The organism is Massilia arenae (assembly GCF_008014745.1).
Taxonomy (GTDB): Bacteria; Pseudomonadota; Gammaproteobacteria; order Burkholderiales; family Burkholderiaceae_D; genus Telluria; species Telluria arenae.
The window spans coordinates 337,193-353,018 of the sequence record NZ_VPFD01000004.1 but is presented as its reverse complement, the minus strand read 5'-3'; the positions used below and the strand labels follow the sequence as shown (position 1 = coordinate 353,018).

The 15,826-nt window shown below is 67.6% G+C and carries 16 protein-coding genes; 6 read left to right on the top strand and 10 right to left on the bottom strand.

Annotated features, from left to right (window positions below; genetic code table 11):
• Positions 1-120: 120 nt before the first annotated feature.
• From FVD38_RS05740 to FVD38_RS05715, 6 genes are all read right to left on the bottom strand, one after another.
• Positions 121-1,395 (bottom strand): tetratricopeptide repeat protein, encoded by a 1,275-nt coding sequence (locus FVD38_RS05740; RefSeq protein WP_147933924.1) that lies wholly within the window; start codon positions 1,393-1,395, stop codon positions 121-123.
• A gap of 227 nt (positions 1,396-1,622) precedes the next feature.
• Positions 1,623-3,131: a beta-N-acetylhexosaminidase gene (gene nagZ / locus FVD38_RS05735; protein WP_147933923.1), complete on the bottom strand. Its 1,509-nt coding sequence runs from the start codon at positions 3,129-3,131 to the stop codon at positions 1,623-1,625.
• An 11-nt stretch (positions 3,132-3,142) separates the two neighbouring features.
• A complete protein-coding gene (locus FVD38_RS05730) occupies positions 3,143-4,153 on the bottom strand; it encodes an SIS domain-containing protein (RefSeq protein WP_147934028.1) in 1,011 nt (336 codons plus the stop codon).
• 23 nt (positions 4,154-4,176) lie between these two features.
• Entirely contained in the window at positions 4,177-5,274 is a 1,098-nt protein-coding gene (gene nagA, locus FVD38_RS05725; protein WP_147933922.1) for an N-acetylglucosamine-6-phosphate deacetylase, read from the bottom strand.
• Entirely contained in the window at positions 5,271-6,149 is an 879-nt protein-coding gene (locus FVD38_RS05720; RefSeq protein WP_147933921.1) for a glucosamine kinase nucleotide-binding domain-containing protein, read from the bottom strand. Before FVD38_RS05720 ends, nagA begins: the two co-directional genes overlap by 4 nt.
• Before the next feature lie 286 nt (positions 6,150-6,435).
• Positions 6,436-7,785 carry a GIN domain-containing protein gene (locus FVD38_RS05715; RefSeq protein ID WP_147933920.1) on the bottom strand — a complete coding sequence of 450 codons (1,350 nt, stop codon included), beginning with the start codon at positions 7,783-7,785 and terminating at the stop codon, positions 6,436-6,438.
• Positions 7,786-7,985: 200 nt separating this feature from the next.
• On the opposite strand from FVD38_RS05715, the gene FVD38_RS05710 reads away from it, so the two are divergent.
• The 5 genes from FVD38_RS05710 to FVD38_RS05690 are packed head-to-tail and all read left to right on the top strand — an operon-like array spanning position 7,986 to position 11,633.
• Positions 7,986-8,483, top strand: coding sequence for a hypothetical protein (locus FVD38_RS05710; RefSeq protein ID WP_147933919.1), 498 nt, complete (start codon positions 7,986-7,988; stop codon positions 8,481-8,483).
• A gap of 26 nt (positions 8,484-8,509) precedes the next feature.
• Positions 8,510-10,141: an AAA family ATPase gene (locus tag FVD38_RS05705; protein ID WP_147933918.1), complete on the top strand. Its 1,632-nt coding sequence runs from the start codon at positions 8,510-8,512 to the stop codon at positions 10,139-10,141.
• A 1-nt stretch (position 10,142) separates the two neighbouring features.
• Entirely contained in the window at positions 10,143-10,847 is a 705-nt protein-coding gene (locus FVD38_RS05700; protein WP_147933917.1) for a general secretion pathway protein GspB, read from the top strand.
• Positions 10,834-11,418, top strand: a complete 585-nt coding sequence (gene mobB / locus FVD38_RS05695) for a molybdopterin-guanine dinucleotide biosynthesis protein B (protein ID WP_147933916.1) — start codon at positions 10,834-10,836, stop codon at positions 11,416-11,418. The genes FVD38_RS05700 and mobB overlap by 14 nt, the downstream gene beginning before the upstream one ends.
• A 23-nt stretch (positions 11,419-11,441) precedes the next feature.
• Positions 11,442-11,633, top strand: a complete 192-nt coding sequence (locus FVD38_RS05690; protein ID WP_123070595.1) for a YjfB family protein — start codon at positions 11,442-11,444, stop codon at positions 11,631-11,633.
• A gap of 115 nt (positions 11,634-11,748) precedes the next feature.
• Here FVD38_RS05690 and FVD38_RS05685 read toward each other — a convergent pair whose 3' ends face one another.
• The 3 genes from FVD38_RS05685 to fumC form a co-directional block, all read right to left on the bottom strand.
• Positions 11,749-12,033, bottom strand: coding sequence for a DUF883 family protein (locus FVD38_RS05685; protein WP_123070596.1), 285 nt, complete (start codon positions 12,031-12,033; stop codon positions 11,749-11,751).
• 143 nt (positions 12,034-12,176) lie between these two features.
• Entirely contained in the window at positions 12,177-12,389 is a 213-nt protein-coding gene (locus FVD38_RS05680) for an RNA-binding S4 domain-containing protein (protein ID WP_123070597.1), read from the bottom strand.
• 117 nt (positions 12,390-12,506) lie between these two features.
• Entirely contained in the window at positions 12,507-13,901 is a 1,395-nt protein-coding gene (gene fumC, locus FVD38_RS05675; protein ID WP_147933915.1) for a class II fumarate hydratase, read from the bottom strand.
• An 88-nt stretch (positions 13,902-13,989) separates the two neighbouring features.
• On the opposite strand from fumC, the gene FVD38_RS05670 reads away from it, so the two are divergent.
• On the top strand, positions 13,990-15,093 hold the full coding sequence (locus FVD38_RS05670) for a FimV/HubP-related protein (protein WP_147933914.1): 1,104 nt from the start codon (positions 13,990-13,992) through the stop codon (positions 15,091-15,093).
• A 358-nt stretch (positions 15,094-15,451) separates the two neighbouring features.
• Here FVD38_RS05670 and FVD38_RS05665 read toward each other — a convergent pair whose 3' ends face one another.
• Positions 15,452-15,733 carry a flagellar protein FliT gene (locus FVD38_RS05665; RefSeq protein ID WP_147933913.1) on the bottom strand — a complete coding sequence of 94 codons (282 nt, stop codon included), beginning with the start codon at positions 15,731-15,733 and terminating at the stop codon, positions 15,452-15,454.
• Between the last annotated feature and the right edge of the window lie 93 nt (positions 15,734-15,826).

Sequence of the window (15,826 nt, the reverse complement as noted above, 5' to 3'; positions counted from 1 at the left end):
ACCGCGGATCAGCTCAGCAGTTCAATGCTCATCCATATTTAACGATGACAGCGCCTACGAAAAAAGCGGGCCGGGCAGCGAGCCCGGCCCGCTTTCGCGGGTCCATCGTAAAACGAGGGATTACTTCTGGTTCAGGTGAACGATCCAGTATTTCGCCAGGTCGCCGGCGCCGCCACCGCCCTTGACGGTTCCGAAGGTCTGGATGGCTTCGGCTTTCTTGCCGGCCAGCGCCTGCGCCATGCCCAGGCGCAGCTTGGCTTCTTCAGGGTTCTTCAGGCCGCCCTTGGCGATGCCTTGCTGGATGAAGCCGACACCCTTGTCGCCCTGGTCCATGGTGGCGTAAGCCCAGCCCAGGTTGACCAGGCCGGCGCCGGTCTTCGCCTTTGAGGCCGAGGCTTCGCCGGCGGCGATGTTCTTGGCATCGTCGGCCGCGCCCTTGGTCGCCTTGTCGCGCAGGGCGGCGTGGGACTTCGCGTTCGAACCCTGGCCCAGCACGCCGGCGGCGTAGCCGGCGTCCATGGCCTTCTTGGCTTCGGTCGGGAAGCCGTCGCGCAGCGCCAGCTCGGCCAGGTCGACGTATTCTTCCGGCGCCATCTTCTTGACGGTGGCCGCTTCCAGGCGGTACACGTTGATCATATTGGTCTGCGGATCGAAGCCGGACTTGCGCGCCACGCCGCGGTTCAGGACGTCGGTCCAGAAGTCGTCGTTCGGGTAGTGGGCGACCAGTTTTTCCAGCGCGACCAGGTAGCCGGCGTCATCCTTGACCTTGTTGGCCGACGAGGCCAGCAGGCGCAGGTCTTCCTCGCTTGGCTTCTGGCCGGCTTTCTCGGTCGCTTCGATCGCCGGCAGCAGGGCCGTCTTGGCGCTGGCGAAGTCGCCGCCCAGGTAATGGGCGCGGATCAGCGAAGACGTGACTTTTTCAGGAGTCGGGCTTTCCTTCTGGTAGCGCTTGAACCACTCGATCGCCTTCGCGTAGTCCTTGGCGTTGTAGTGCATATTGCCCAGGGCCAGGATGAAGTCGGCCTGTTCCTGGCCTTGCAGGCGGCCGGAATTGATCACGGCTTCTAGCGCCGGCATGGCGATCTCGTTATTGTTGGTCGCCGAGCCCACCGACAGCTTCATGCGGTTGACGACGTAGTCTTCGTATGGCGTGCGGTTCGGGAAAGCTTCGGCCTGCTGCACGCGGTTCTGCACTTCGGCGTAATTCTTTGCATCCATCAGCGGCTTGATCGCGGCCGGGTCGAGCAGCTTGAACAGCTCTGGGCGGACGGTGTCCGCCGGCGCGGCGGCGGCGGCGGGCTTCTCTTGCGCATGGACGGCGGTGGTCAGGGCCGGGGCCGAGAGGCCGACGGCGGCCAGCATCAGGCAGAGGCGGGCAAGACGGAGTTGGGACATTCTGTATCCTTCTATCTAGACAAAAAATCGACGAAGCGCGCTTTCGGCACGTTCTTTCGCTACGCATTTTCACCAATATAGCAAAAATGCCAATCTCGGACAAAGCGTGCATTGTCCCATAGTCAGCCATTTTCTGGCTCGCCAATTGTGCCGTAGAGCCCGCGGGCGCGCCCAGCGTCGTTACATCGCGTTACCTCGTCGTTGGCGGCGTGCTGTCGTTTACCAGGTCAGGCACGGTCGAAGCCGGGCACCGGGCAGGTGCCTGGCGCCCCGATCTCACCAGCCAGCCAGGCCATGGCCGCCTCCAGTGCGGGCGGAGCGAAGCCATAGCTCATCAGGGCCGGAGCCGGGAAATCCAGCGCCTGGTAGGGGTTCCACAGGGCCAGGTGCAGGTCGGGGCGCCAGCCGGCGCGCGCGTTCGGACCATAGCGGCGGCGCGCGGTCGAGGCCAGGATCGTGAAGCGCCCGTCCTGCGGCAGGGCCGACCAGTCGAAGTTTTCGCTGTCGGCGAAGGTGACGAGTTCGACGTCATACAAGGTCCCCAGCGCCTCGGCGATGCGGTCCGCCGGCACGCCGGCTTCCGAGATGCCGTCGCTGACCACGTCGGCGCGCGCGACCAGGCGCACGCGGCTGCCGCGTGCGGGCCGTTGCGGCCGGCCGAGTTCGGTCAGGCCGGCGCGCCAGGCGCGCGCCATCAATGCGCGGTCGTCCTGTTCGCGGACGTAGGCGATGGCGCGCGCGGGATGCGCGTCCGCCAGCCTGGCAAGACGCGCCAGCTTGGCCTCGACTTCAGGCAGCGGCAACACGCCGTCGCGGATCGCCGCGGCGATCGCGTGCACGGTGTCGACCTGGGTCGCGCGGGTGCCGATCGCCATCACCATGTCGGCGCCCGCCACCAGCGCATTGACGGCGGCCTGGCCGGCGTCGTAGCGGTGCGCGATCGCATGCATGTCCATGCCGTCGGTAATGATCACGCCGTCGTAGCCGAATTCCTCGCGCAGCACGCCGGTGAGGATGGCGCGCGACATCGTGGCCGGATTGACCGGGTCCAGTGCGGGATAGACGATGTGGGCCGTCATGACTGCCGGCGCCGGGGTTGCCGCCCTGGCGGCGATACGGAACGGCGCGAACTCGAAGCGTTCCAGCTCCGCGCGCGGCTTGTCCACGTGCGGCAGGTCGCGGTGCGAATCGACGTGGGTGTCGCCGTGGCCGGGGAAGTGCTTGACGCAGCAGGCCACGCCTTCGCTCTCGCTGCCTTCCATCCAGGCCACCGCAATGCGGGTGGCCTGCTCGGGGTCGGCGCCGAACGAGCGCTCGGCAATGACGGGATTGTCCGGGTTGTTGTTCAGGTCCAGCACCGGCGCGAAGTTCCAGTTGAAGCCCAGTGCGCGCACCGCGCGCGCCACCGCCGCGCCGACTTCGCGCGCCAGTTGCGGATCGTTGGCGGCGCCCAGCGCCATCGCGCTCGGCGGCGCCGGCACCCAGGTCGAGCGCACCACGGCGCCGCCTTCCTGGTCGAGTGCGACCAGCGCACGCGGGCCCATCGCGTCCACCAGGGCGCCGGTGAAGCCGGTTAACTGGGCGGCGTCCACCATGTTCTGGCGGAACAGGCACACGCCGCCGATCTGGTGGCTGCGCAGGAAGGCGTCGGTGTCGGCATCGAGCTCGGTGCCGAACAGGCGCACCATCATCAATTGGCCGGCCAGGCCGAGGTAATCAGTCTTGGTGCGGGACATAAGATTCGTCGTCAGTTGGTCTTGGTGACCTTGCTCAGGTGGCGTGGCTGGTCCGGATTCATGCCGCGCGTGGCCGACAGCTTCGCCGCCATCGTATAAAAGGCCTGCACCGCCGCGATCGGGTCGAGGTCGGGGATGGCGGCGGTGGGTAGCGTCAGGTCGCGGCTGGCGACGTCGGCGGGCGCCGCCAGCAGCACGCGCGCGCCGCGCCCGCGCATCTCGTCGGCCAGGGCCACCAGGCCGGCCTGGGTCGGGCCGCGGGTGGCGTAGACCAGCAACGGGTAGCCTTCCTCGATCAGGGCCATCGGGCCGTGCTTGATCTCGGCGCCGGAGAAGGCCTCGGCCTGCAGCGCCGAGGTTTCCTTGAACTTGAGCGAGGATTCGAGCGCCAGCGGGAAGCTGATGCCGCGACCCACGACCATGATGTTGCGGGCCGGCGCCAGCACCTCGATCGCGGCCGACCAGTCCACTTCGGTGGCGGCGCGCAACGCGTCGGGCAGGGCGGCGATGCCGTTTTTCAGTTCTTTGTCATCCTGCCAGTCGGCGACCAGGCGCGCGCCGGCCACCAGGCTGGCGATGAAGCTCTTGGTCGCGGCCACGCTTTTCTCGGGACCGGCATGCAGCGGCATGGTCCATTCGGCGGCGTCGGCCAGCGGCGATGCGGGGTCGTTGACCAGGGCCACGGTGGTGGCGCCGCCATCGCGGAAGTAGCGGATCGGTTCGACCACGTCGGGGCTCTGGCCCGATTGCGAGATCGCCACCGCCAGCGTGTCGCGCGCGACGATCGGCGATTTATACAGGGTGATGAGCGACATCGGCAGCGAGGTCACCAGGCGGCCCATGCGCGCCATGATCAGGTAGGCCAGGTAGTTGGAAGCGTGGTCCGAGCTGCCGCGCGCCACCGTCACCGCGCTGTGCAGCTGCGTGGCGCGCAGCTTCGCGCCCAGCTCGGCGTAGCGCTCCACGTCCTGGGTCAGCTGGTGGGCGATGCAATCGGCGGCCGACAAGGCCTCCTGCAGCATGAGTGACGGGGTGGTGGCGGTGGTCACAGGACTTCTCCTTCGATATGGACGGCTTTGATGTTCAGGTCGCGGTCCAGGACCACGAAGTCGGCATGGCAGCCCGGCGCCAGGCGGCCACGCAGGGTTTCGCCGAGGTAGTCGGCGGCATTGGTGGATACGCGGCGGCTGGCGTCTTCGATCGACAGGCCGATGCTGACCAGGTTGCGCAGCGCCTGGTCCATGGTGAGCGTGCTGCCCGCCAGGCTGCCGTTGGCCAGGCGCACGCCGCCCATGCATTTGTGGACCACCTGGCGACCGAGCATGTATTCGCCATCGGGCATGCCGGCGGCGGCGGTCGAATCGGTCACGCAGAACAGCTTGGGGATGCAGCGCAGCGCGGTCCTGATCGCGCCCGGATGCACGTGCAGCAGGTCGGGGATGATCTCGGCGTACTCGGCATGCGCCAGCGCCGCGCCGACCATGCCGGGATCGCGGTGGTGCAGGCCGGGCATGGCGTTGAACAGGTGGGTGAAGCCGGCCGCGCCATGCGCGAGGGCGTCGACGCCGACTTCGTAGCTGCCGGTGGTGTGGCCGACCTGGACCCGGATGCCGGCGTCGGCCAGTACCCGCACCAGCTCCATGTGGCCGTCGATCTCGGGCGCCACCGTGATCAGCTTCATCGGCGCCTGGGCGTCGAAGCGTTTCACTTCATCGAGGCTGGCTTCGCGCGCATACGGCGGCTGGGCGCCCAGCTTGCCGGAATTGATGTACGGGCCTTCCAGGTGCACGCCCAGGATGCGCGCTTCGCCCTTGCCGCGCGCGGCGCAGGCCTGGCCGATGGCGGCGAGGGCGCGGTCGATGTCCTCGACCGGCGCGGTCATGGTGGTGGCCAGCAGGCTGGTGGTGCCGTGCTTGGCGTGCAGGGCGGCGATCACGTGCGGCGCGTCGCCGCCTTCCATCATGTCGCGTCCGGCGCCGCCGTGCACGTGCACGTCGATGAAGCCGGGCAGGATGTAGTCGTCGCCGTTGGATGCGGGATCGGCGGCGGCGCCGTCGATGGCGTCGATGTGGGCGCCGTAGCGCAGCGTGCCGCGCACCCAGCCGTCGGGAGTGAGGATATTGCCGTTGATTGAGCGGGTCATGCCGGGGTGTCTTTCAGGTGCAGTTCGATCATGCGCAGCGCGCCCAGGGCCGAATCGCCATGGGGCGGGCTGCAACGCGCCAGCGTCTCGGCCGGCAGGTAAAGGCGCAGCGTGTCGCCCAGGCCGCCGCACAGGGACAGCGGCAGGGTTTCCCTGGGGTCGAGCGCGCGCGCCATGGTGGCCACTTCGCGGCCGGCCTGTTCGAGGATCGCGCCGGCCACCGGGTCGAGCGCGCCATGTTCGACCACGAAGCGCGCCAGGCTCGCGTAATCGGTCTGGGATGCCTTGCCGAGCCAGACCTGGATCGCGTCGCGCCCGCCGCCGCAGGCAGCGATGACGTCGCGCGCCAGCGCGCCGCCTTCGGCGCGGCCGTCGAGCACCTGCTGGACATGGGCGATCGCGCGCAGGCCCATCCAGGCGCCGCCGGCTTCGTCGCCGGAGGGGAAGCCCCAGCCGCCGACCTCGACCCGTGTGCCGTCCTCGCGCAGGGCTTCGCCCACGCTGCCGGTGCCGATCGCGACGATGGCGCCAGGGCGGCCTCCATGGGCGCCCATCAGGGTCGAGAAGCCGTCGGTATCGAGCGCCAGGGCCGCGTAGCCCGGATTGGCGGAGCGAAAGGCGGCCGCCCATTCCTTGTTGTGCACGCCCGCCATGCCCAGGCCGATAGCGCACGCGTGGCGGGGAATCGTGTCGATGCCGATCGCGGCAAAAGCCATGGCGGCGGCTTCCTCGACCGCGCGCCAGGCTTTGTCGATGCCATGGACGAGGCCTGAAGCGCCGCTGCGGCCGGTGGCCAGTTCGGCGCCGTCGCGCCCGGCCAGGCGCACGCGGGTATTGGTGCCGCCGCCGTCGACGCCGATGAGATAGTCGATCATGGTAGGTGAGGGAAATGGGGTCAAGGCACTATAGGCAGGCCCTATCTCGATGTCAACAGGTATTTAACTGGTATTCGCCAATGCAGACCAAAGGCCAGGTATAGCTTGCGCTTATGCTGGCGAACGGTCTGGTGATGGAACGTAGGATTGGTATTGTTATTGGTACTGTGCGGAGCGTGGGCGAGGACGTGGAAGGAGCGGCGGAAGAAGTATCGCCGAGACTGTACTGCTGGCCCCGGCGCAAGGTCAGAACGGCGCGCCGCAGGTGGCGGCCGTTGTTTGTGGTCTACTGCGGCGCGTGGCTGCTGCCGCGACGGTCGACCACCAGCAGCTGGCCGTTGCCGCCCGCAGGCGCATTGCCCACGCGTTCGGCCACGTGCACCCGGGCCGTGCCGGGGCCGCTGACCGCGATGTCGGCGCGGTCGGCCTTCAGGCGGTTGCCATCCAGGCTGCCCGAGCCGCTCAGGCGGGCGTGGACCATCCCGACCTGGCCGCTGATGCGGGCGCCGCCCGGGCCGTCCGAGGTCAGGACCAGGCGCTTGCCCTGGATCGCCGACGTCAGGCTGCCCGAGCCGCGCAGTTCCGCCTCCAGCGTGTCCGAGACCTGGGCCAGTTCGATGCCGCCCGGGCCGCGCGCCTTGAGCATGGCTTTGGTGACGGCGAGGCCGCCGGCATCGAGGTCGCCCGAGCCCGACAGCTGCGCCTTGAACTCGCCCACCGTGCCGGCCAACCGGACATCACCCGGACCGTGCATGCGCAAGGTGGCCGCCTGCGCGCGCAGGCCGAGCGCGGTCAGGTTGCCCGAGCCGCCGACCTCGGCGTCGAGCTGGGCGATGGCGCCGCCCAGGCAGACGTCGCCGGGACCGCTCTGCATGGTGCTGGCACGGCCGGCGGCCAGGTCGCAGGCGTCGAAGGAGCCCGAGCCGGTCACTTCGGCGCGCACGTCACCGCTGGCGCCGCGCAGCACCATGTCGCCGGGGCCGGACAGGCGCGCGTCGAGGCGCCCCAGGCGCAGGCCGTCGGCCTCCAGGTCGCCCGAGCCGCTGATGTTGGCGTGCAGGGAGCCGTCGATATTGGCCAGCCGCACGTCGCCAGGACCGGACAGCGTGAGCGCCACATTGCTGGCCCGCAGTCGCTGCAGCTGGGCGTCGCCGCTGCCGCTGACGGTGAGCGCCAGGTCGCGCACCGCACCCGAGACTTCCAGGTCGCCCGGCCCACTGAGGTCGAGCGCGAAACGCTCGCCGCTCACCTGGCCCAGCGTGGTGTCGCCGCTGCCCGACATCGAGAGGCTTTTCAGTGCCGGCGCGCCGATGTGGATGACCACGGTCTCGCGCCGCTGGCCGAAGCCGAAGCTGAACAGCTTGCCCCCTTTGGGCCGCACCACCAGGGTGTCGCCGCGCACGAAGGTCTCGACCTCGTCCAGCTGCTGGCGTTCGCCGCGCAGGCTCAGGCCGGCCCGGCCCTGGGTGTCGATGGCCACCTCGTACGGACCATTCAGCTCGATGGCGCTGAAGGCGGCGACATTGCGCTGTTCGGAGACCGCCCTGGCCGGAGTATCCGCCAGGCTGTCGTCGATCGATAGGAAGGCGGCGCCGAGGGCGACGGCCACCAGGGTGGTCTTTTGTACGATGTGCATAGTGTTCCTGGCCTGGAGTCGATGGGAGCCTGAACGATACGCCGGCGGCGCGCGCGGCGTATGACGAAACCGACGGAACGGTGGATTCGGGGACCCGACTGCGCCTGCAGGCGACGAACCGTGCGTCGTTTGCGACAATCCGCGGTGCCCGCCACGGCGTGGAATGTCATAATGTCGAGATCGTCGAAAAAAGGATGTCCATGATTCGCCACCCAGGGCTGCAGGGCAAGACCCGGTCCATGCTGCGCGCCTTGGCGCTGCTGGCAGGACTCGCTTGCTCCGGCGCGCTGGCGGCGCCGTCGACCTTCGGCCCGGTGATCGGCAGCGCGCTGCTGTGCCGCAGCCAGCTGGACAACGCCTATTTCCACGCCTACCTGACCCAGGCCTTCGGCCCGGCCTACAAGCGCGAGGGCGGGGCTTGGTGGTTCAAGACCGAGGCCTCGCTGTGGGGCGCCCAGGTGAGCGAGGTGATGGTCAGCGACGATAGCAGCAATCTGGTGTTCGTCGCCGCCATCGTCGACAGCAAGCCCGAGGAATTCGAGAAGTCGGTGCGCGACGGCGCCGGCGTCGCCTTCAAGCCGGTGGATGCCTCGCGCTACCCTTTGCGTAAATCCAACCCGGGCAGCACGATCGCCTACGCCAGGGACAAAAGCAAAATATACTGCGCGAAGTTCAAGCCCCAGCCTCCGGGCCGCTAGCCACGCCACATCGTACGGTCCAACGCATGTACAACCACTATTTCCAGCTCAAGCACGCCCCGTTCTCGATCGCGCCCGATCCGCGCTACCTGTTCATGAGCGAGCGGCACCGCGAGGCGCTGGCCCACCTGCTGTACGGCATCGGCAGCGGCGGCGGCTTCGTCCTGCTGACCGGCGAGATCGGCGCCGGCAAGACCACCGTGTGCCGCTGTTTCATCGAGCAGATTCCCGATAACTGCCGCCTGGCCTATATTTTCAATCCGCGCCTGAACGCCGAAGAGCTGTTGCAGACGATTTGCGACGAGCTGCACATCGCATTGCCGCCAGGCGTGAGCGGCGTCAAATCCCATGTAGATGCGATCAACCGCCACCTGCTCGAATCGCATGCCCAGGGCCTGAACAATGTGCTGGTGATCGACGAGGCCCAGAACCTGTCGAGCGAAGTGCTCGAGCAGCTGCGCCTGCTGACCAATCTCGAGACGAGCGAGCGCAAGCTGCTGCAGATCATCCTGATCGGCCAGCCCGAGCTGCGCACGATGCTGGCACGGCCGGAACTGGAGCAGCTGGCCCAGCGCGTGATTGCGCGCTACCACCTGGGGCCGCTGTCCGAGCAGGAAACCGGCGCCTATATCGCGCACCGGCTGGCGGTGTCCGGGGCGGCCGGAATGCCGTTCCCTGCGGGCCTGACGCCTGTGGTGCACCGCCTGACGCATGGCGTGCCGCGCCGGATCAACCTGCTGTGCGACCGTGCGCTGCTGGGCGCCTACGTCGAGAACAGCCCGCAGGTCACGCGCGCCATCCTGCTCAAGTCGGCCGAGGAAGTGTTTGCCGGCGAGCCGGCGGCACGCAAGCCGCTGCGCTGGCCGCTGCTGGCGGGCGGGGTGCTGGCCGGGGTGGCGATCAGCGCCGCGGCCTGGCAGATGCTGCCTCAGCAGCAGGCGCAGCCGGCTAGCGCGCAAGCGGCGCCGCCGGCCGTGAAGCAGGTGGCGGCCAGGCCGGCGCCTGCGTCGATCAAGGCGGCGCCCGCGGCCGGCGCCGATTTCGCGGCTGGCAAGAGCGAGAACGATGCGCTGCGTGCGCTGGCTGCGCTGTGGGGGCCGTCGTTCGCCGGCATTGCCGGCGCCAGCCCGAAGGCGACCTGCGAGGCGGCCCAGCGCGCCAACCTGCGCTGCCACGGGGGGCGGGGCGGCCTGTACGAGCTGCGCCTGCTGGACCGGCCGGCCGTGGTCACCCTGCACGACGGTCAGCGCACCGGGTATGCGGTGCTGGCCGGGATGGACGAGGACAGCGTGCTGCTGGCCGTGGACGGGCGCCGCGAGCGGGTCGCCATTCCCGCCTTCGTCGCGCGCTTCGGCGGCGAGTTCACGACTTTCTGGCGCATGCCGGGGGCGTTCCGCGACGTCGTGGGGCAGGGCGACCGTGGTCCCGACGTCGACTGGATCGCCCAGCGCCTGGCCGGCCTGAACAAGACAACCGCGCCAGCGCTCGACCAGCCGCTCGATGCGCGCACCCAGGAATGGCTGCGCGCCTTCCAGGCAGCCCAGGACCTGAAGGCGGACGGCGTGGCCGGGCCGCGTACTTATATGCGTCTCAACCAGCTGTCCGGCGTGGTCGAGCCGCGCCTGCTGGCCGGTCCAGTGAAGGGGACGGGAAACTGATATGTCGTACATCCTCGAAGCACTCAAGAAGGCCCAGGCCGAACGCCAGCTGGGCAACGCCCCGACCATCCATGCGCCGCCGCCGATGTATGCGGCGCCGGACCGCGCCCAGGGCGGGAACCGGCGCAATCTCGTGATCGGCCTCGGCCTGGGCGTGCTGGTGGCGGCGGGCGTCTTGCTGTGGGTGCGCCATGGGGGCGAACAGCCGGTGCGGCTGGCGACGGCGCCGGTGAACGTGCCGGCTCCCGCGCCGACGGCGGCTGTCGTGCCGCCTGTCGCCCCAGCGCCGGCCCCGGCACCAACACCGGCACCGGCACCGGCACCGCGCGAAGCTGCGCTGGTGGCCGCGAAGCCGGCGTCGGCTCCGGCCAAGGTGGCTGCGCCAGCACCGCTGCCGGTGCGGGTGGCCGAAGCGCCGGTTTCCGCACCGCCGGTCGCACCCGCGCCCGTGGCGGCGGCCCAGCCGGCCGGCGAGGAAAACCTGCGCACCCTGCAGCAATTGCCCGAGGCGGTCAGGCGCGAGATCCCGCAAGTGAGCGTCGGCGGCTACATCTATTCGCCGACGCCGGGCGAGAGCTTGCTGCTAGTGGACAAGATGCTGCGCCGCGAAGGCGAGGAAGTGGCGCCCGGCCTGGTGCTCGAGCGCCTGATGCCGAAGGCGGCGGTGATGAACTACCGGGGAACCCGCTACCGTGTCGCGTACTGACGTGCCGGGTACGACGCAAGGGCAGAGACCCGGTCCGGTCCTGGGCGTGGTGGGCTGGTCGGGCAGCGGCAAGACCACCTTGCTGGAAGGGCTGGTCGCGCGCCTGGCGCAGGATGGCTTGCGGGTCAATATCGTCAAGCACAGCCACCACGACATCGAACTCGAGCCGCCGCGCAAGGACAGCGCGCGCCTGCGCCTGGCCGGGGCGGCCGAGGTGATGATCGCCTCGCCTTACCGCATTGCCATCATGCGTGAGCTGCGCGCAGCGCCGGAGCCAGGACTGGACGAGCTGCTGGCGCGGCTGTCGCCGGCCGACCTGACCCTGGTCGAAGGTTATAAATGGGAATCCCTGCCCAAGCTCGAAGTGCACCGCCCGAGCCTGGGCAAACCGCCGCTGTTCCGGGACGATGTCGCGATCCTGGCCGTGGTCTCGGACGTTGCGCGGCCGCTTGATGCGCGCGCCGGACTCGCCTGGCTCGACTTGAACGATCTGGGCCGGGTAGTGGATTGGGTTTGCGGATGGTTAAAGACGCACCCTCAAGTTCTGGTCGATGGGGCCGTTAAAGACTGACAAGTCTTTTTCTGGAGAGGTGTATGGACGTCACGAACATTGCCAAGCTTGCAACCAGCATGGCCGAAACCGGTATCCGTCAGGAAGTGGGCGTTACGATGCTCAAGAAATCCATGGACATCCAGGCGGTGTCGGCCGCACAGCTGCTCGACGCGCTGCCGCAACCGCAAAACCTGCCGCCGCACCTGGGCAATACGATCAATACCAAAGCCTGAATCCAAGGCTGGCATCCGGTGCGAACTTAAGCGCGAAAGCCGGATCGAAGATCACACGGGATTGTTTATCGTCCGTTGAAACCCGGCTAGCATGCCGGGTTTTTGCTTTCGTCGTTCAGTGGAAGGCACGCAGGATACGGTCTTCGCCGGACCTGTCCTGGTAGCGATCGTTGGCGGCGCGGGTGGCGGCCATCATGCGCTCCAGTTGCGCATCCTCGAAGCGCGACAGTTCTTCATTCGCCGCTTCCAGGGCGAGCGACAGCTTGGCGCGCGCATTCTGGTACAGGGCGCTGGAATAGTGATCGGTATTCTTGAGCAGTTCTTCCGCGTTTTCGATCACGAGGCGCAGGTCGCCAATCAATTGCTCCTGCGATTGTGCATGGTGTTCCGGGGTTTCCATCGCCTTCACCTCTAAGCCGTATGAGTGACGTCTTAAAATATAAACAAGGAAGCCCCGCTCTGTTTGTTAGCGCGCAAACATAAGAACGCCATTCTGGCGCCCCATTTCTTCGCACTATAGGCCCGACTTGGGCCCCCAACAGCTTACTGCACGGTGATGCGCACGTCGCCGACCGAGACGGTCTGGCCAGTGCGGATCTTCGCCGTCTTGCGCAGCTCCTGTTTACCATCGACCGACACCACGCCGCTGGCGACCATGTTCTTGCCGGCGCCGCCGCTGTCGACCAGGCCGACCAGCTTCAGCAGCTGATTGACCTCGACGAATTCTGATGTCAAATCGAAAACTATTTTTTGCATTCTATCCTCGGGTTGGTGAAGGCGGCGTACGATTGATGAGGCCGCTCAGTATGTGCGCGCGCGAAGGCGCATGCGCGTGGGTTGGCGGCTGCGCCAACCCTGCGCGCCCTCGTCGGATTACGCTGGATCCGGACGCGTCATGTCGATCGGCACGATCCATTGGTCGAACTGCTGTTCGTCGACGAAGCCGCTTTGCAGGGCGGCCTGGCGCAAGGTCAGGCCGTCCGTCGATGCCTTCTTGGCGATCTGCGCGGCGCGATCATACCCGATGTGCGGCGCCAGTGCAGTCACCAGCATCAGCGACTTCTCCATCAGCTCGCCGATGCGGGCGCGATTCGGCTCGATCCCCTGCGCGCAATGCTCGTCGAAGGAGCGCATGCCGTCGGCCAGCAGGCGCGCGCTTTGCAGGAAGTTGTGCACGATCATGGGCTTGAACACATTGAGCTCGAAATTGCCCTGGGAGCCGCCGACCGTGATGGCGACGTCGTTGCCGAACACCTGGCAGCACAGCATGGTGAGGGCCTCGCACTGGGTCGGATTGACCTTGCCCGGCATGATCGAGCTGCCCGGCTCGTTCTCGGGGATGGTGATCTCGCCCAGGCCGGAGCGGGGCCCGGACGCCATCCAGCGCACGTCGTTGGCGATCTTCATGAGGGCCGTGGCCAGGGTCTTGAAGGCGCCGTGGGCGGCGACCATGGCGTCGTGGGCGGCCAGGGCCATGAACTTGTTCGGCGCGGTCTTGAACGACAGGCCGGTGCGCGAGCCGAGCTCGGCCGCGATGCGGGCGGCGAATTCGGGGTGGGCGTTCAGGCCGGTGCCCACGGCGGTGCCGCCGGCGGCCAGCAGCAGCAGGCCGGGCAGGGCGGACTTGAGCTGCTGCTCGGAATACTCGAGCTGGGCCACGTAGCCGGAGAATTCCTGGCCCAGGGTCAGCGGGGTCGCATCTTGCAGGTGGGTGCGGCCGATCTTGACGATCGGCTCGAAGTCGCGCGACTTGCGCAACAGGGTGCCGCGCAGCTGGGCCAGCGCCGGTAGTACCTCTTTGGCCAGGGCCCAGGCGGCGGCCACGTGCATGGCGGTCGGGAAGATGTCGTTCGACGACTGGCCCATATTGACGTGGTCGTTCGGGTGCAGCATGCGGCCTTCGCCGCGCTCGCCGCCCAGCAGCTCGGAGCCGCGGTTGGCCAGCACTTCGTTCATGTTCATATTGCTCTGCGTGCCCGAGCCGGTCTGCCACACGGCGAGCGGGAATTCGGCCGGATGGCGGCCATCGAGCACTTCGTCCGCAGCCCGGATGATGGCGTCGGCCTTGTCGCTGGAAAGCTTGCCGAGCGAGCGGTTGACCGCCGCCGCCGCGCGCTTGACCTGGGCCAGCGCCGCGACCAGCTCGGGCGCCATGCGCTCGGTGGAGATGTGGAAGTGGTGGAGCGAGCGCTGGGTCTGCGCACCCCATAGACGATCGGCGGGTACCTCGATCGGGCCAAAGCTGTCCTTCTCAATCCTGTTTTCCATAGACATTCCTGTTATGCAAGGGGCTGGGATTAAAGAGTTTATCGCAATGTCCGTTAATCATGCTTGGGCTTCACTCTCGGTATTCCTTATGGCTAGCCGCCTCCCCCTGATCATCACATGCGCGCTGCTGTCCGGCGCCGCTGGCGCAGCCGAACTGGGCGACGCGCAGGTGCGTTCCTATATCGGCCAGCAGCTCGCGGCCGACATCGAACTGACCATGCTCGACGCCCCCGCGACTCCGGTCCAGGTGCGCCTGGCCAACCCGAACGTCTACCGCGGCGCCAATATCGGTATGCCGCACGTGCTGTCGACACTCAATATGACTGTGACGCAGCGTGCTGGCCGCCAGTTCCTGCACGTGACGTCGCTGGCCCCGGTCGAATCAAGCCGCCTGCATTTGTACCTGGAATTGGCCGATGGCGGCCAGCGTGGCGTTCGCCTGGTGACCTTGTCGATGGCGCCGAATCCGAATCCGCCGCCACCGCCGGCGCCTGTCAGGATCGCGGCGCCGGTCGTGGTCGACACGCCCGCGCCCGCGCCCGTCGTGGCCAAGCCGCCGCCAAGGCCGCGTCCGCCTCCGCCGACCAAGCCGGTGGTCGCGAAGATCGCGCCGACACCGACGCAGGAACCCAAACCCGAATCCAGGTCGGAGCCGAAACAGGAAGCCAAGCCAGCACCTGCAGCCGAGCCGAAGCCGGCCCCCAAGGGACTGCCCCTGCCGCTGGCTGCCCCGGCTACCCCAGCCGCCTGCGCGCCTGCGCCCGACGTCGACCGTTCGACCGTGTGCGCCGCGCTGGATTACAAGAATGCGCAGTTGCGCGAACAGATCGGCCAGCTGGAAGACAAGGTAAAAGTATTGCAGGTGGCGTTGGGCGCCAGCCCGGCCGCCGTCAGCAAGCCGCGGCCGGCCGACCCGAGCAAGCCGCATCCGGCGCGGCGGCGTCCGGCGCCCGAACCGGAGGCGTCGATGCCCTGGGGCTGGATCGCCGGCGGCCTTGGCGCCGTGCTGGCGCTGGCCGGCGCTGCAATCCTGGTGGTTCGTCGTCGCAAGCGGGCAGGGCAGATCCAGCCCATGCCCGGCGTGCCCTTGATGGCCCGCTTGCGCCAACGTTTCGGGCGCAAGAAAGCGAGCCAGGAGCCGGTCGAGCCGAAGCTGGACGACGCTGAACAGGAAATGTCTACACAAGTTTGATTTTGCGTTATACTGGATTTGTGATCGACGAGGTCACAGACGGCACAGGGTCTGCGCAGCCACCACCGATAGCGTGGCGCGACAACAGACGACCGTTGATGAAACGCCTGTGACCGGAAGCAGTCCACTTGCCTGCAGTGGCAATGGACGCCGGGAGCAACCGGCAAGAGGCGACGCCAGCAGATAGCTGGAGTTCGTCCTCCACCCGATTCGCGGTCGAGCCCCTGGCTCGGCGGCAGCCAAGGCGCCCGATGGGCGCTTTTTTCTTTGGCGCTTCGACCGCCCCACGCGCCACTATTACTTATTCCGGCAACAAAAAAGGCACCCGCAGGTGCCTTGATTCAGGATTCGCCAGGAATCAGTGCGCTTGCAGCGCGCGCTCCAGCTGGCCATCGTATGGCTCGGTCACGTCGCGGATCGCGCGGTCGTTGGCCATCAGCTGCTTGAGCAGGTCGATCTTGCGAAGGCGCTGGGCGCCTTCCAGGGCCGGCATGCCGGCAGTGGCGCTGCGCGCTTCGACCTTGGCTTCGACGTTCAGGTTGGCAAACTCGTTCCAGTCTCCGGCCTTGGCGGCATCCGACATCTGACGGGTCAGGCCAGCCAGGTTTTCGTACATCGAGAGGACTTCGTTTGCGTTCATGTTGCCACCAAAACAATGAAACTCCGGCCGGATTGCCGGTTGTCTGGTTCTTTTACGGCAGGGATTTTGGGAACTTTAGGGTTTCTTTGAATT

Coding starts and splice junctions, on each gene's coding strand:
- FVD38_RS05670 (WP_147933914.1), top strand. CDS start 13,990: ATGGCTAGCCGCCTCCCCCTGATCATCACATGCGCGCTGCTGTCCGGC.
- FVD38_RS05730 (WP_147934028.1), bottom strand. CDS start 4,153: ATGCTGCAGGAGGCCTTGTCGGCCGCCGATTGCATCGCCCACCAGCTG.
- FVD38_RS05700 (WP_147933917.1), top strand. CDS start 10,143: ATGTCGTACATCCTCGAAGCACTCAAGAAGGCCCAGGCCGAACGCCAG.
- FVD38_RS05680 (WP_123070597.1), bottom strand. CDS start 12,389: ATGCAAAAAATAGTTTTCGATTTGACATCAGAATTCGTCGAGGTCAAT.
- FVD38_RS05740 (WP_147933924.1), bottom strand. CDS start 1,395: ATGTCCCAACTCCGTCTTGCCCGCCTCTGCCTGATGCTGGCCGCCGTC.
- FVD38_RS05685 (WP_123070596.1), bottom strand. CDS start 12,033: ATGGAAACCCCGGAACACCATGCACAATCGCAGGAGCAATTGATTGGC.
- FVD38_RS05665 (WP_147933913.1), bottom strand. CDS start 15,733: ATGAACGCAAACGAAGTCCTCTCGATGTACGAAAACCTGGCTGGCCTG.
- FVD38_RS05710 (WP_147933919.1), top strand. CDS start 7,986: ATGATTCGCCACCCAGGGCTGCAGGGCAAGACCCGGTCCATGCTGCGC.
- FVD38_RS05715 (WP_147933920.1), bottom strand. CDS start 7,785: ATGCACATCGTACAAAAGACCACCCTGGTGGCCGTCGCCCTCGGCGCC.
- nagZ (WP_147933923.1), bottom strand. CDS start 3,131: ATGTCCCGCACCAAGACTGATTACCTCGGCCTGGCCGGCCAATTGATG.
- FVD38_RS05690 (WP_123070595.1), top strand. CDS start 11,442: ATGGACGTCACGAACATTGCCAAGCTTGCAACCAGCATGGCCGAAACC.
- FVD38_RS05705 (WP_147933918.1), top strand. CDS start 8,510: ATGTACAACCACTATTTCCAGCTCAAGCACGCCCCGTTCTCGATCGCG.
- FVD38_RS05720 (WP_147933921.1), bottom strand. CDS start 6,149: ATGATCGACTATCTCATCGGCGTCGACGGCGGCGGCACCAATACCCGC.
- fumC (WP_147933915.1), bottom strand. CDS start 13,901: ATGGAAAACAGGATTGAGAAGGACAGCTTTGGCCCGATCGAGGTACCC.
- nagA (WP_147933922.1), bottom strand. CDS start 5,274: ATGACCCGCTCAATCAACGGCAATATCCTCACTCCCGACGGCTGGGTG.